We start from the raw sequence: 15,926 nt of genomic DNA, 5'->3' as shown, positions 1-15,926 counted from the left end.
GCTATGCTGGAGATTGGGGTGACGAGGCTGATCAAGCCTTCCAACAGTACCAGCCTGATCAATTACAGCGAGAGCTACCGGTCCGGAGATCGCATCAGCCCCTTTGTCGTCAAGAGAGCTGTTCTGCTTGACCCCAGCCATGGAGCTCAACGCCCCGCGTCGGAGCGCTCCCTGCTTCTGAAGGAAGCCATTAGGTCCGCTCGGGCTTGATCGGAGGCTTGGCTGATGGACGTCGTGGTTGCTTCGCTCAGTTGCCGCCCCATGGCGCGGCTTTGCGGATTATCAGTCCTCTGCCTCTTCGCCGGTCTCAACAGCGCTGTGTAATGTTCATTGTTTATGATGACGCCCCCGCTGTTCACGAGGTTGCTCCTGTCAAGTGTACTCGTCAGTCCGTCCTGGGCCTCACGCTTCTTGCCCAAGTGCCGTTCAAACGGCGCTGGCGCGACTTGTTGAGCTCGAGAGATGGGTCCCTGCTCTCCTGCGTGGCCATGAGCTTGTGCCGCGGTCTGCGCAGCGGCGTCCCCAATGGCACGAGCCTCCATGCCGACTGCGTCTTCCGGACGAGCAGCAAGGGCAATTTCGCGCCCGAGTGCGAACTTCCGGACATGAGTTAGTGCACTGATGTCAGCGGTTTTCATATAGCGCTTGGCATCTTCATCCAGCGACCCCTCGTGAAGCCGATCCGCGATCCCCGGCTTTTTGTTTTCAACCAGGCATTGACTGAAACGTCTAAGAGCAGACCCATAGACCTCAACGGTACGGGGTTTCGGCCCGGTCGGCGCTGCCTCGTACGCTTTGATGAGAGCCGCTGTGTACTCTCTGATGAGCACGGCGTCGGCAGGGTGGGGATTCAGGGCAGGGCGGCCCACCACTGGCGCTCCGCCCGCCCACGTCTTGAGACGACCCAGTGACCCAGCCACGGCCGAGGGGCCGCCACCCCAGATCTCGTACTCCTTGCGATCCCGATCCAGCGACGAATCGTGAAGCCGATCCGCAATCCCCGGCTTGTTATTTTCAACGAGCCAATGACCAAAGCCGAAAAGAATATCTACATGGCGCTTGACCGTGATCTCCCCGACATTACCGGCATAGAGTGCTGACCTCAGCCCTTCGACAAGGGTCGCATCGTTGGAATAAAGAGGACCCTTGTCGGGACCGGAGACCACTTTTGGGCGATCTGGCTGCACCGCCGCCGGCACAGAACGAGCATGGTCACGCAACTCGGACGGTGCGGGGGGATTCAGATCAACCACTGACGAATCCGGCGCATGATGATGGCGCGCCGTTGAGTGACCCGGCTGCAGCACCGAGGCACCCAGCATCGATCCACTGCCTCCGGCGTAGGGCGCCGCGGCGTGTTCTTGTCCGCTCCCTTGCATCATGGGCTGCGCCTCCCATGGCAATGCACCCACTTGATGGGTGGGGGCCTGCATCAGCACGCGAGCGCCTGAATTGCCGATCTCGCTCAGCTGCGGCTCAGTGGCAACGTCCTGCAGACGACTGTTCGGGGTCCTTTGCCTCTTCGCTGGTCTCAACTCCGCTGTATCATGCTCACGGTTGATGAGGACCTCCTCGCTTGGTAGCTGGTTGCTCCTGTCCTGTGCAGCGATCCGCTCGTCCGGCGCGCGCTGGTCGCCGTCGCGCCAGCTCAGGGGACGAAAGGACCCTGCGGGATCCGAGGCTTGGTGATGGGGCCCAGTTGGCACGAAAGACGATGCCAGAACAGCGTCGTCTTCATTAGCTTTCCCAGGGGGGAGATACTCTGGCCAACTGTATTCCTCCTGCGGCCCGCTGCGCTGCGCAGCGGCGTCCCCCTTGCTCTCAAGACTTTGAAATTTAAATGGGTCCCCGGGAGCAACGTCTGGCGCTGACTGGCCGAGCCGCTTTATCTGCTGGTGAAACGTCCCAACGGGGCTTTCCTTAACCGCGTCTCGGGCCTGTCGGTCCATGAGTTCAAAGTTCGTAAGATTATTTGCCGTTCCGAATGTATTGTCACCCCTGAGGCGGGTTTGTAGTGCCTGCCGATTGACGACGAGGTTGTTGAGGTTCAGGTTATCTGGCTGCGATTGCAATCGCCCAACCAGCGCCCGCGTGCCGTCCACCACGTAGACTCCGCAATCCACCACGTTGCTCTGCTGGGCGATGCGGGATACGCCCACGCGGGTCTCCAGGCTGGCGCCCAGATTTTCTGCGAGCTCTTTTGCAAGCGTGTCATTGCATCCGTTGTAGGAGTCATAATGATAGGCAACCGGCCGTTCCCGGTCGCTGCGATCAACGAACAGCAGCGACCAATGGGTGCCGCGCTCCGCAAGAGTCTTACCGCCATCGCTCACTGGCACGAACAGGAAGTCGGCTGTGTCGTTACCGTTCTGATGGACGATGCGCTGGAATGCGCTTAGCATGACGCTCTCGGAGCCCAAGCGCAGATGATAATTGGCTACGAGGGGATCCACGAACCGCGTCCGGGCGGCGAGATCTGGATTGTTCCCCTGCAACTCCTGCTCCAGGAGTTGGTAATCCCTCTGGATATGTTCGTCGCCTAGCCATTCCAATGCGCCGAGCACCCGCCCGTCTTTAGCTTTCCCAGGGGGCCTCTCTGGCCGACCCAATGCCTCCTGCGTCCCGCTGCGCTGCGCAGCGGCGTCCCCAATGGCACGAGCCTCCATGCCGACTGCGTCTTCCGGACGAGCAGCAAGGGCAATTTCGCGCCCGGGTGCGAACTTCCGGAGATGAGCTAGTGCACTGATCCTCCGGTTACCACCGGAGTTCACATAGCGCTTGGCATCTTCATCCAGCGACCCCTCGTGAAGCCGATCCGCAATCCCCGGCTTTTTGTTTTCATGCAGATATTCACTGAAACGTATAAGAGTAGATCCATAGACCTGAATGGTACCGCGATTCGGCCCGGTCGCAGGCGCTTCTTTGTACTCTTTGATGAGAGCCGCTGTGTAATCTCTGATGAGCGCGGCGTCGGCAGGGTAGGGATTCCGGACAGGGCGGTCGACCACTGGCGCTCCGCCCGCCAACGTCTTGAGACGACCCAGTGCTCTAGCCACGATCGAGGGGCCACCCCTGCTCTCGTACTCCGAGGGGCCACCCCTGCTCTCGTACTCCTTGCGATCCTGATCCAGCGACGATTCGTCAAGCCGAGCAGCAAATCCCGGCCTGTTATTGTCAAAGAGCCAACGACCAAAGCCGAGAAGAGAATTTACATGGCGCTTGACCGTGCTCTCCTTGACCTTACCCGCGTAAGCTGACCTCAGCCCTTCGACAACGGTCGCATCGTTGGAATAGAGGGGACCCTTGTCGCGACCGGAGACCCCTATTGGAGGATCTGGCTGCACCGCCGCCGGCACAGAACGAGCATGGTCACGCAACTCGGACGGTGCGGGGGGATTCAGATCAACCACTGACGAATCCGGCGCATGATGATGGCGCGCCGTTGAGTGACCCGGCTGCAGCACCGAGGCACCCAGCATCGACCCACTGCCTCCGGCATACGGCGCCGCGGCGTGTTCTTGTCCGCTCCCTTGCATCATGGGCTGCGCTTCCCATGGCAATGCACCCACTTGATGGGTGGGGGCCTGCATCAGCACGCGAGCGCCTGAATTGCCGATCTCGCTCAGCTGCGGCTCAGTGGCAACGTCCTGCAGACGACTGTTCGGGGTCCTTTGCCTCTTCGCTGGTCTCAACTCCGCTGTATCATGCTCACGGTTGATGAGGACCTCCTCGCTTGATAGCTGGTTGCTCCTGTCCTGTGCAGCGATCCGCTCGTCCGGCGCGCGCTGGTCGCCGTCGCGCCAGATCAGGGGACGAAAGGACCCTGCGGGATCCGAGGCTTGGTGATGGGGCCCAGTTGGCACGAAAGACAATGGCAGAACAGCGTCGTCTTCATTAGCTTTCCCAGGGAGCTCGCGCCCGAGTTCGGACTTCCGGAGATGAGCTAGTGCACTGATCCCACCGGAGTTGTTATAGCGCTTGGCATCTTCATCCAGCGACCCCTCGTGAAGCCGAGCCGCAATCCCCGGCTTTTTGTTTTCAACCAGGTATTCACTGAAACGTCTAGGAGCAGATCCATAGGTCTGAATGGTAGCGGGATTCGGCCCGGTCGGCGCTGCCTTGTACTCTTTGATGGGAGCCGCTGTGTAATCTCTGATGAGCGCGGCGTCGGCAGGGTCGGGATTATTCAGGACAGCGGCGCGGTCCAGCACTGGCGCTCCGCCCGCCCACGTCTTGAGATGACCCACTGCTCTAGCCACGTCCGAGGAGCCACTCTTGCTCTCGTACTCCTTGAGATCCGGATCCAGCGACTCCTCGTGAAGCCGAGCAGCAAATCCCGGCCTGTTATTATCAAAGAGCCAACGACCAAAGCCGAGAAGAGAATTTACATGGCGCTTGACCGTGCTCTCCAATGCTGACCTCAGCCCTTCGACAATGGTCGCATCGTTGGAATAGAGAGGACCCTTGTCGCGACCGGAGACCCCTATTGGAGGATCTGGCTGCACCGCCGGCGGCACAGAACGAGCATGGTCACGCAACTCGGACGGTGCGGGGGGATTCAGATCAACCACTGACGAATCCGGCGCATCATGATGGCGCGCCGTTGAGTGACCCGGCTGCAGCACCGAGGCACCTAGCCTCGACCCACTGTCTCCGGCGTAGGGCGCCGCGGCGTGTTCTTGTCCGCTCCCTTGCACCATGAGTTGCGCCTCCCATGGCGATGTATCCACTTGAGGGCCGGGATCATGCACTGGTTCGTCCATTTGCTTTTGCAACCGAGCCCACCTTTCGGCCACCGCGGCCTCGCCAACCGCGGAGGGCGTCTCCTCAGCCCTGGCGAACGCTGGCCCGGCAGGCGCCGCCGGCACAGAACGAGCATGGTCACGCAACTCGAACGGTGCGGGGGGATTCAGATCAACCACTGACGAATCGCGCGCCGTTGAGTGACCCGGCTGCAGCACCGAGGCACCCAGCATCGACCCACTGCCTCCGGCGTAGGGCGCCGCGGCGTGTTCTTGTCCGCTCCCTTGCGTCATGAGTTGCGCCTCCCATGGCGATCGTAGAAGGTCCGCGTGCGGAATCGAGTCGAAATATCCCGACAAATCAGCGTCGACCTTCTGCTTTTGCAACCGAGCCCACCTTTCGGCCACCGCGGCCTCGCCAACCGCGGAGGGCGTCTCCCCAGCCCTGGCGAACGCTGGCCCGGCAGGCGCCGCCGGCACAGAACGAGCAGGGTCACGCAACTCGGACGGTGAGGGGGGATTCAGATCAACCACTGACGAATCCGGCGCATGATGATGGCGCGCCGTTGAGTGATCCGGCTGCAGCACCGAGGCACCCAGCATCGATCCACTGCCTCCGGCGTAGGGCGCCGCGGCGTGTTCTTGTCCGCTCCCTTGCACCATGAGTTGCGCCTCCCATGGCGATGTATCCACTTGAGGGCCGGGATCATGCACTGGTTCGTCCATTTGCTTTTGCAACCGAGCCCACCTTTCGGCCACCGCGGCCTCGCCAACCGCGGAGGGCGTCTCCTCAGCCCTGGCGAACGCTGGCCCGGCAGGCGCCGCCGGCACAGAACGAGCATGGTCACGCAACTCGAACGGTGCGAGGGGATTCAGATCAACCACTGACGAATCCGGCGCATCATGATGGCGCGCCCTTGAGTGACCCGGCTGCAGCACCGAGGCACCCAGCATCGACCCACTGCCTCCGGTATGCGGTGCCAGGTGCTCGTCCCCCAGCATCATGGGCTGCGCCTCCCATGGCAATGCACCCACTTGATGGGTGGGGGCCTGCATCAGCACGCGAGCGCCTGAATTGCCGATCTCGCTCAGCTGCTTAGCTTTCCCAGGGAGCTTCTCTGGCCGACCCAATGCCTTCTGCGGCCCGCTGTGCTGCGCAGCGGCGTCCCCAATGGCACGAGCCTCCATGCCGACTGCGTCTTCCGGACGAGCAGCAAGGGCAATTTCGCGCCCGAGTGCGGCGTACGGCGGGAACTTCCGGAGATGAGCTAGTGCACTGATCCACCGGTTACCACTGGAGTCCAAATAACGCCTGGCATCTTCATCCAGCGACCCCTCGTAAAGCCGAGCCGCAATCCCCGGCCTGTTGTTTTCATGCAGGTATTGACTGAAACGTCTAAGAGTAGCCGCATAGTCCTGAGTGGTTTTGGGATTCGGCCCGGTCGCAGGCTCTGCCTCGTACTTTTTGATGAGAGCCGCTTTGTAATCTCTGATGAGCTCGGCGTCGACAGGGTCGGGATTCAGGGCAGCGCGGCCCACCATTGGCGCTCCGCCCGCCGACTCTTTGAGACGACCCAGTGCTCTAGCCACGTTCGAGGAGCCACTCTCGCGCTGGTACTCCTTGAGATCCTGATCCAGCAACGGATCGTCAAGCCGAGCAGCAAATCCCGGCTTGTTATTATCAAAGAGCCAACGACCAAAGCCGAGAAGAGAATTTACATGGTCCGTGACCGTGCGCTCCCCGACCTTACCGGCATAGAGTGCTGACCGCAGCCCTTCGACAACGGTCGCATCGTTGGAATAAAGAGGACGCTTGTCGCGACCGGAGACCACTACTGGAGGATCTGGCTGCACCGCCGCCGGCATAGAACGAGCATGGTCACGCAACTCGAACGGTGCGGGGGGATTCAGATCAACCACGGACGAATCCGGCGCATGATGATGGCGTGTTTCCCCGGGAACAACGTCCCGTACGAACACCGAGTCTGGGTTGCCTTGGTCCGGCGCGACTGGAGCCAGGGCTCTGTCGTGCAACGCTCGCGCTGACTGGCCGAGCCGCTTGATCCGCTGGTGAAACGTCCCAACGGGGCTTTCCTTAACCGCGTCTCGCGCCTGTCGGTCCATGAGTTCAAAGTTCGTGAGATTATTTGCCGTTCCAGATGTATCGTCACCCATGAGTCGGGTTTGTAGTGCCTGCCGATTGACGACGAGGTTGTTGAGGTTCAGGTCTGGCAGGTCTGGCAGCCATCTTTGCAATCGCCCAACCAGCGCCCGCGTGCCGTCCACCACGTAGACTCCGCAATCCCACTCGTTGCTCTGCTGGGCGATGCGGGGTAAGTCCACGCGGGTCTCCAGGCTGGCGCCCAGCCTTTCTGCGAGGTGTTTTGCAAGCTTGTCATGCCATCCGCTGACGGAGTCATAATGATAGGCAACCGGCCGTTCCCGGTCGCTGCGATCAACGAACAGCAGCGACCAATGTTTGCCGCGCTCCGCAAGAGTCTTACCGCCATCGCTCACTGGCACGAACAGGAAGTCGGCTGTGTCGTTACCGTTCTGATTATGGACGATGCGCTGGAATGCGCTTAGCTTGTCGCTCTCGGAGCCCAAGCGCAGATGATAATTGGCTACGAGGGGATCCACGAACCGCGTCCGGGCGGCGAGTTCTGGATTGTTCCCCTGCAACTCCTGCTCCAGGAGCTGGTAATCCCTCTGGATATGTTCGTCGCCTAGCAATTGCAATGCGCCGAGCACCCGCCCGCTGGGGTCGCCGAAACCACCAAAAAACCCTTCTACCGCGGGGGACATCCCCTCAGGAAAGAGCTCTGGCGAGGCGGAATTCCCCGCCCGCAAGCTGGGCGGAGCGAATTCCGGTGGCCTCAGTGGCACCTCCTCGCTTGGTAGCAGGTTGCTCCTGTCCTGTGCAGCGATCCGCTCGTCCGGCGCGCGCTGGTCGCCGTCGCGCCAGATCAGGGGACGAAAGGACTCTGCGGGATCCGAGGCTTGGTGATGGTGCCCAGTTGGTACGAAAGACGATGGCAGAACAGCGGCGTCTTCATTAGCTTCCCCAGGGAGCTTCTCTGGCCGACCCAATGCCTTCTGCGGCCCGCTGTGCTGCGCAGCGGCGTCCCCAATGGCACGAGCCACCATGCCGACTGCGTCTTCCGGACGAGCAGCAAGGGCAATTTCGCGCCCGAGTGCGGCGGACGGCAGGAACTTCCGGAGATGAGGTAGTGCAATGATCCTCCGGTCACCACTGGAGTCCTTATAGCGCTTGGCATCTTCATCCAGCGACTCCTCGTGAAGCCGAGCCGCAATCCCCGGCTTGTTGTTTTCAACCAGGTATTCACTGAAACGTCTAAGAGTAGCTCCATAGTCGTGAATGGTTTGGCGATTCGGCCCGGTCGCAGGCGCTCCCTTGTACTCTTTGATGAGAGCCGCTTTGTACTCTTTGATGAGCACGGCGTCGGCAGGGTCGGGATTCAGGACAGCGCGGCCCACCATTGGCACTCCGCCCGCCGACTCTCTGAGACGACGCAGTGCCACAGCCACAGTCGAGGAGCCACCACTGCTCTCGTACTCCTTGAGATCTTCATCCAGCGACTCCTCGTGAAGCCGAGCAGCAAATCCCGGCTTGTTATTTTTAAAGAGCCAACGACCAAAGCCGTAAAGAGAATTTACATGGCGCTTGACCGTGTCCTCCTTGGCCTTACCCGCGTAGAGTGACCTCAGCCCTTCGACAACGGTCGCATCGTTGGAATAAAGAGGACGCTTGCAGCCGCGACCGTCGGAGACCACTATTGGAGGATCTGGCTGCACCGCCGCCGGCACGGCGGAACGAGCATGGTCACGCAACTCGAACGGTGCGGAAGGATTCAGATCACCCACTGACGAATCCGGCGCATGATGATGGCGCGCCGTTGAGTGACCCGGCTGTAGCACCGAGGCACCTAGCATCGACCCACTGCCTCCGGCGTACGGCGCCGCGGCGTGTTCTTGTCCGCTCCCTTGCATCATGGGCTGCGCTTCCCATGGGGCCGCGCCTTCGATGAGGCTCAGGTCTCCCTGAGACGGATGAGGATGGAACGGGTCTGGCAGAGCCGGAACGCCGGGGGCGGGAATTTGGGCAGCGGCTTGGCGCGCCTCGCCCGAGCGCTGCTCAAAGCCCTCTTGCCCGGCCTGTGCCGCTTGCTCTTGAGATGCCGGGGGCTGCACCTGCCGCCAACCTGTTACATTGGATAGGTCAAATTTGTGCCGGTTCACGCTAGCCTCACGTCCACAGATCAGCTGAGCAACCTACTCGGGCATACTTACGAGAAGCTGACGAGGTCCGCGGTCCCGGAGCGGGTAGGCCTAATTTTCTGCGCGCCGATTGCGCTAGCGCGACGTAGCCCGGCCTTTTGCCAGCTCGGCAGCTACGGCTCGCAAAGAGCGTCGTAAGGCTTGCGGAGCCGACCCTCAGCTCCCGTCGAGGAGCAATCCACAATTCACATATTTGGAGATGGCTCGCTGGTTTACCGGTCTGCGAGCCCTGCAAGCCCATGCTTCAGATGCCGCCCGTGCAGAGGTATTTCATTTCGAGGTAGTCCTCGAGGCAGTGGCGGGAACCCTGCGTCAGCGGGAGCGTCAGCTACATAGTCGATAACACGCGCTTTTTACCTCGGTCTCGGCTCGCAACGATGGATTGCTAACGGCGAACTCATGCTGGTCGGCAAGGCGATACTGGCTGGAGCATCAACTCGGCCGACGAGAGTGGCCACACCATCCTAGACAGGATCGGCCGATATGCCCGGCATCGCCGCTCTGCAAAAAGCACAGCGGGCATCCAGACGTTGCCGGGTTGACTATGGGTGTCCGAACCGCGAAAAGAGGCCGCTCTTTATGAGTGGCGTGCGCTGGCAGTCTAACCCCAAGCCCCCCGCCCGGGCTGCCGGCGCGCTTCTAGGAACATCGAGGTAGATGACGAGACTCCGAACTACATTTCCAAAGCTATCGGTGGATTCACATTTCAAGCCCAATCGATTTCTTACAGCCAGGCGCGAACGTTCGATTGGAACATTCAGAATTCACATCAAGGTGCACCGCTATTGCGTCCCGAACAGGTTCGGCTGCTCGATGACGACTACGAGATTGTTCTCATCAAAGGTCTGCCACCATTAAAATTGAGGAAGGTGCGATATTTTCGGATCGCATTCTGAAACGCATCTTTGAAAGCCAGACAGGCGCCCTCCCGGAGCCGGCGCCCTTGACGGGAGCAGAGGAGGCGCTCTCCGCAGAATCTCAACTCGATGACCCGCTGTGTGAATTGGCGCAGGACTTTGACGATACAGTTTGATGTGAGGCTAGTATGAACCCGCGAAATAGTAATCCATCCCGTGTAACAGCTTTGTCGCAGGTGCAGGACGCCGGCTTGGAAGACGGGCAAGCGCTCCAGGCCCGGCGAGTGGGCTTTGAGCAGCACGTGTCCGAGGCGCTCCGGCCGCTGTTCGATGGTCGAGCTGACGAGCCGCCTACCGGTCCAGAGGAGCTTCTGCGACTGGAAAAGGGGTTTCGCGAGGTGCTTCAGCGAGGGCAGGATCATCAAGCCGCCTCGTCTTTTTTCAGCGATCCAAGGATGCCCGCTGGACGGGATGACCCCAAGGGAAGCGTGTCGGACGCTTTCGCAGCAGCCGGCTCTAGGCACGCCGGAGTTGAGGCCGCCGCCCCGCCAGTGTTAGCTGCCAGCCAACAGCAGATCCGGCCCTCGCCAGTTGCGTTTGACCGACCGGTATCATCCTCGGCTGCTGCAGGCGTGCGCTTGTATGCCCCTTCGATGATCTCTCGGAAGACCAGTTCCGAAAACTGCGATCAGTTGCCCGCCTTGTGCTGCCGCCTCGCCGTCGAGGTCGAAACGCCCGCGAATCAATGGAACGTCAGCGGGCCATGGGGGCAGAGTGCAACGGCGTCTACACCGCCTATTTGAGGGGAGAGGTACACTTGGCTTTCCTGTTCCAGCAGCATCCGGCCGCACACCGACGCGATGGGGAGCTAGAATTAAAATCGGACCTTCGCAAGGCACGCACCGCGGATCAAACGCCGTTCGTTTGGGAAAAATGGCTCAGTACCGACAAAGCTTCTGTAATGGCCCTAGTGGCCTCGGTCGCGCTCTTGGTCGCGATACAGTGGCAAGACCCCCAGATCAACGAGGCGGTCCTAAGCGAACTGCGGACGATTCAGATCAACTACGCATTGCTCCAGCGAGACGTCGCCCGCGCAGACATGGTATTGGACTTCCGTTCCGTTGCTTCTACCGGGCAAGCATTAAAAAGGAACCTTCAAAACTACCAACGCCTTGTTGAGATCTCGCCCAATGAGAGCTCCGGGGTGCACTCCAGGTTGGTTGCACAGCTCAAAAATTCCCTCGAAAACACAGAAGCTGCCATCTCGGCCTCGGCCGCGCAAAATGAGCTTCTGCAAAGCTCTCTGGTACGCTTTGCTCGCTCGGCTAATCGCCTTCGGGGGGGGGTGTCGAACAGGCCTGAATTTTCCAATCTGATCCTTCAATTTTCGGCCAGACCGGGATTCAGCCTCGCATTACAAATCGATCAGTCTCTCCGCCGACTTCCTCCTAGCCAGGACCAAGTCACGGAGGATGTTGCCCGCGAGGGCCGCGCTATCCTGTCCTCAATGTTGAGGTTGGACCGCGCTGTCAATCGGATCCCATCCTTCGACACGTTCGCCAAGGCTGCCGAATTGGAGCGAGAACATCTGAAAGCCTACAGCTTCGCCAGCGCGCAAGCGCAGCGTACACGACTTTTCTTTGGCTTGGTGTCCATATGCCTCTGCTTGTTTGCGACCATTCGAGCCTCCACGCTGCATGTGCGGACGAACCGGGTGGAAAGGCGGTTAGAGCTTGAAGCGGCGATGAGTGAGATCGAAGCTTGTTTCATCGACAGTCAAGCAACGAAGGCTTCGCGGCGCTTCTCCACCGAAGCAGCGCTTAGACTCATTCAATGCGTTTTCGATGCAGATCAATGCGCGCTTGCTCTGGTGGATCCGAGTATCAGCAGGAATACCGAGTACTTTGTCGCGAACAAGCGCATGCGCGTCTGGAACGCCACGCTAATCCATGAAGTCGTCTCACTTGTACACCCGGAACAGCCAGTGTTTCGCGTCGTTCCGGCGTCGGAAGTGGTTCGGACTGCCGTAGGCGCTACCGGTGTTTGTCAAATTGTTGGTTGCAGGGCCTCCGATCAGCAGGCTGCGGTTTGTATCCTTGTTTTTGAAGGAGATCGCTCACCACCCTCCACAGACGACCTCCTGGTTCTGGCGAGCGCTACTGTGCGTTTAGGCAACCATCTTGAAATGCAACGTGTACACACGGAACGTAACCTTTTTGAGAGTCGATGGGAGCATGCGGAAAGGCTGACGGCTGTCGGCACAATCGCAAGCGGCGTTACACATGAATTCAATAATGTTCTAGGAGCAATAGTCGGCTACGCAGAGATGGCTAAAGGTCTTGTGCGCCGCCCCTCGAGAATTCGGGGCCACATCGGCCAAATTATCTTGGCCAGCAACCGAGCCAAGCTGATTATTGATCAAATTTTGTCACTAAGCCGAACTCGGAAGCGCGTGACGATGCCTTTCGACGTCTCGGAGAGTGTAATGGATCTCGCGCCATTGCTGCGGGTTACACTTCGTGCGGATGTTCAGTTGAACTTCAAGATCAACGAGTGGCAAACGGTGATCGAGGGCAGCCCGACCGAGATACAGCAAATCCTTATGAATCTATGCAAGAACGCGTCGGAGGCTCTCTTGAATGAGGGCCGTGTCGAGATTAGCGTTTCTCGCGCTCACGTCTGTCAAACGAAGCCCGTGGCTAAGGGCACCTTGAAACCGGGAGATTACGTTCTCCTCTCCATCAGCGACGATGGCCAAGGAATCGCAAGTTCGGTGCTTCCGCACATCTTTGAGCCCTTTTTTACCACGCGCTCTCGCGTCGGCGGGACCGGACTGGGTCTTGCTGCGGTGGACCGCCATGTGAGCGCGCTCGCAGGATGCCTTGACGTCACCTCGGCTGTTGGCCGAGGTACACGCTTCGATCTCTACTTACCGGCCTGCGCTGAGGAGCAGGTCAGAGCTGATAGCGCTTCCGGTCCATACGATGGATCACTTGGCAATGGAGAAATCATTGCAGTCGTGGAGTCCGATCCAGCAGCGTTGGAGATCTACAACGATAAGATCGCCGCGCTTGGTTATAAGCCTGTCGGCTTCGCGACCTTCGAAAGTCTTTGCGACTGGATCGAGAGCGGGAAGGCAGCCGACCTCCTAATTTTCGATAAAGCGACTTTCCTCGGGCCAGGACAGCCCGAAGCCGTACGTACCACCCTGATGACGGTGCCCATCATCGTCGTTGGTGGAAGCGACCCCATGCCGATCACATCTGGTAATCAGACCTTCGTCCTTTGGCTAGCCAAACCGGTCTCGTCCAGGACGATGGAGCATGCAATTCGTAGGATGATAATGGCATGATGCCGCCGACGCGCTCAGGATACCGAGCTGTCGAGGCAGTCGGAGGCGGAGCCGGCTGGGATCCAGCAAATACAAGAGCGTCGGACGATCTCTGCGCACCCGGCTCATGGCGAGTTCCCCTCGAACACTGTCGTCGGCTTCCGCTCAAGGAAGGCTCCCCGACCACGGCAAACCTGCCGCCGTGCTCGTGACCGTCAAGGACAAGTCGCCGCGCGATGGGGTCTGCGGGCCTCCATCCTTGAAGTCACTGCGCGCTGGCGGCGACAGGCGACGGGCAATATAAGGTCGGGACGAGGAGATGGTCGCCAATCGGTCACGCAAGATGGTTGACGAGATGACTCGAGAGCAAAGCTTGACAATCATCGCCCCATTCACGCCAGACTTCTCCTGTGCGTTCATCATCGGCCACGGCTCCTCGCTGCCCCGACAAGGCTATCGCCGCCCGGCCGGGCAAGCGATATCCCAGGTTCCGACGTGTTCCTTTCATGCTTGATGGACCTAGGCCCCGGCAGGCATGTGGCTGGGTTCTCGGTCGCGGATCTGTGAGGCAAGCACGGGGTAAGCGACGGCTCGACCCACCATTGGGAAGGCCGGCTTCGGCACGGAGGTGCGGCCTCGGCGTTGAGAGGCATCGGATCGGGTGTAGCAGGACTTTCGAACTAACTGCCGACAACACACTGGATAGGCCGTTCTCGTCGTTCGGTCCAGTTCACCAACGCCTATGTCGACATTTTACGGCGCTTCACTACTAACCGGGCACCGCACGATGGCAGCTCGTTCTCTCCGGCAAAAGGTACTCCCTGTGTTAGCTTCCGTGTTGTGTGCTTGCCCTCAACTGCGGGATACGTAAGGCCATCCCTAAAAGCATCGAATGCGGCAGCAACAGCGCGAATCCCAAGCGATGCTCCGCCGTACGCGGACAAGACCGTTTTCGAAGTCCACTAGTCCGTCCTTGGCCAGCATCGCCAAACGCTCATCTGAACCGCGAAGACGGATCGGATCAGATCCGTGGGCGACACAGATTGCCGGCACGTCAGCCTCGAAATCGCACATTAATCGCTCGATGATTGCGGCTCGCACGCGGTCGTCGTCTGTGAGGCGATGGCCCTTCGATGTCGCCAGTCGGCCAACTGCGATGTGCTGGATGTAGATATCCCGTGTAACTTCGTTTTGAACGTACCCCTGGCCGATGCGGCCGATAGCCGACGCGCCGAAACCGATCAGGGTTCTGCAGGTATCGGCAGAGTAGCCCAACGAGTTACGTCGCAGGCGACCGGTTTCCTGTGCCAGCGCGAGCTCGTCGTGCGGCAAGGCGAAATGGTCGAGCCCGATCTCCCGGTAGCCGGCGGCAACCAGCGTCACGGCGACAGCCGCATGCTGTTCAGCGCGGGCAGCGCTGGCAAGCCGGTCGGGGCGCATGGCGACCGCTGCCCTCGCCGTCTCGACCCACGACACCACCGTTTGACGCGGCAGGCGTCCCACGGTGATAACAAACCAGTCAGCTCCGCCTGGGAAATTTTGCCAGCTTGCCGGATCCGACGAGATAATGCAGCGCTGGGACGGACTTTGCTCGCCAGCTAGCGACCGTGGTGATCTCTGCCAAAAGGACGAGGCCATGAACGCGATCGGCGCTAACGGTGGGCGTTTGTATAAGCCTTGGGGTGGGAACTGGGCCTTCTATGCTGGCGCCACATACAAGCTCAACGAGACAACTTCGTTCTACCTTCGGCTCTCCCGGTGACCAGCTCTCAGTAGCGTCGCGGCAAACGTTGCCTATGGGCTTCTTTTCGATTTCACAGCTACGGCGACTCCAAACTCAGCAGTCGGCAAGATGGAAGCTTCCAACGGGAACTGCCCAATGCGAACAAGAAGAGCAGTGTCGGCAGTAATCCTGCGCTTCGAACGCTCATCCTAACGCCGTGAAGCGTTGAGCTCCGAGGTTGGGCAGACCAAGCCCGCAACACGCTCCAAGAGAACGGCGCATAGAAGCCATACGAGATTGCAGCCTAGCCTTCGGGGCCGGACGTTGTTTCATATCAGACCGGTGGGGATGAAGCCTGCCATCCAGCACCCGGTCAGTTTCAGGTCAAACTTGAAATCCCAGTCGGGTCAGAACGCGATCAACTGGCAGTCCGACGCACTTAAAAATGACAAATGGATCGCCTGCTTTTGGGCCATCCATGGGGAATTCGGGCGCGAGAGAACAAGCTCACACAGCATAAGCGAAGCTCCAGGCGAATCTTGCGCTGGCCGAGGCAGAACCATGTTTAAAGCTGCCTGTTTTCCACCTCGAACCTGTCTGAGTCCGGCCGATCGTCATAGATCGGCCAAAGCATCGGCCAGATGGCTCCCCCAATTACGGTTTGTGCATAGTTGTCAGTACGATAGGCCTGCCGAACATCGGCCATGATCATCATCGGCAGCATCGATTTGTGTCCAAGCCTGGCGACGTCGGCTGTTTTGGGCAAAAGCCTGCACTCGCGTACCGCAGCCAACCTCGCCCATCTCGTGCGCATCATGAACACCTACTACAGCAACCTGATCGAAGGCCACGATACGCGCCCGCGCGACATCGAAGGGCGCTGGTCGGAATTTCGATGTTCTTGCACCTCAGCTCAATACACAAGGTTTTGGGAGCCGCAGCCGACTTAGGAGAGGAAGGCGAACAGGCGGCCG

Annotated in this window: 4 protein-coding genes and 2 pseudogenes; 4 read left to right on the top strand and 2 right to left on the bottom strand. The window is 59.8% G+C overall.

Annotation, left to right across the window (positions count from 1 at the left end):
* Positions 1-146: 146 nt before the first annotated feature.
* Positions 147-9,002, bottom strand: coding sequence for a Ulp1 family isopeptidase (locus tag NKH38_RS27035; protein WP_352764159.1), 8,856 nt, complete (start codon positions 9,000-9,002; stop codon positions 147-149).
* A gap of 695 nt (positions 9,003-9,697) precedes the next feature.
* Here NKH38_RS27035 and NKH38_RS27030 point away from each other — a divergent pair.
* Positions 9,698-10,074 (top strand): annotated as a pseudogene (locus NKH38_RS27030) (type IV secretory system conjugative DNA transfer family protein); the annotation flags it as partial.
* A 641-nt stretch (positions 10,075-10,715) separates the two neighbouring features.
* Positions 10,716-13,250 carry a two-component system VirA-like sensor kinase gene (locus NKH38_RS27025; RefSeq protein ID WP_352764156.1) on the top strand — a complete coding sequence of 845 codons (2,535 nt, stop codon included), beginning with the start codon at positions 10,716-10,718 and terminating at the stop codon, positions 13,248-13,250.
* 854 nt (positions 13,251-14,104) lie between these two features.
* Here the strand turns inward: NKH38_RS27025 and NKH38_RS27020 are convergent.
* Positions 14,105-14,723, bottom strand: a pseudogene (locus NKH38_RS27020) (oxygen-independent coproporphyrinogen III oxidase); the annotation flags it as partial.
* 73 nt (positions 14,724-14,796) lie between these two features.
* On the opposite strand from NKH38_RS27020, the gene NKH38_RS27015 reads away from it, so the two are divergent.
* The gene (locus tag NKH38_RS27015) at positions 14,797-14,991 is read left to right on the top strand and encodes a porin (protein ID WP_023697157.1); all 195 of its coding nucleotides are present in this window, start codon (positions 14,797-14,799) and stop codon (positions 14,989-14,991) included.
* A 665-nt stretch (positions 14,992-15,656) separates the two neighbouring features.
* Positions 15,657-15,902, top strand: coding sequence for a hypothetical protein (locus NKH38_RS27010; RefSeq protein ID WP_081731043.1), 246 nt, complete (start codon positions 15,657-15,659; stop codon positions 15,900-15,902).
* The last annotated feature ends 24 nt before the right edge of the window (positions 15,903-15,926 follow it).

Origin of the sequence: Mesorhizobium sp. M1078 (genome assembly GCF_040318615.1) — a bacterium.
Taxonomy (GTDB): Bacteria; Pseudomonadota; Alphaproteobacteria; order Rhizobiales; family Rhizobiaceae; genus Mesorhizobium.
Note: the sequence above shows the minus strand (reverse complement) of the source record. Positions and strands in the feature narration are given on the sequence as shown.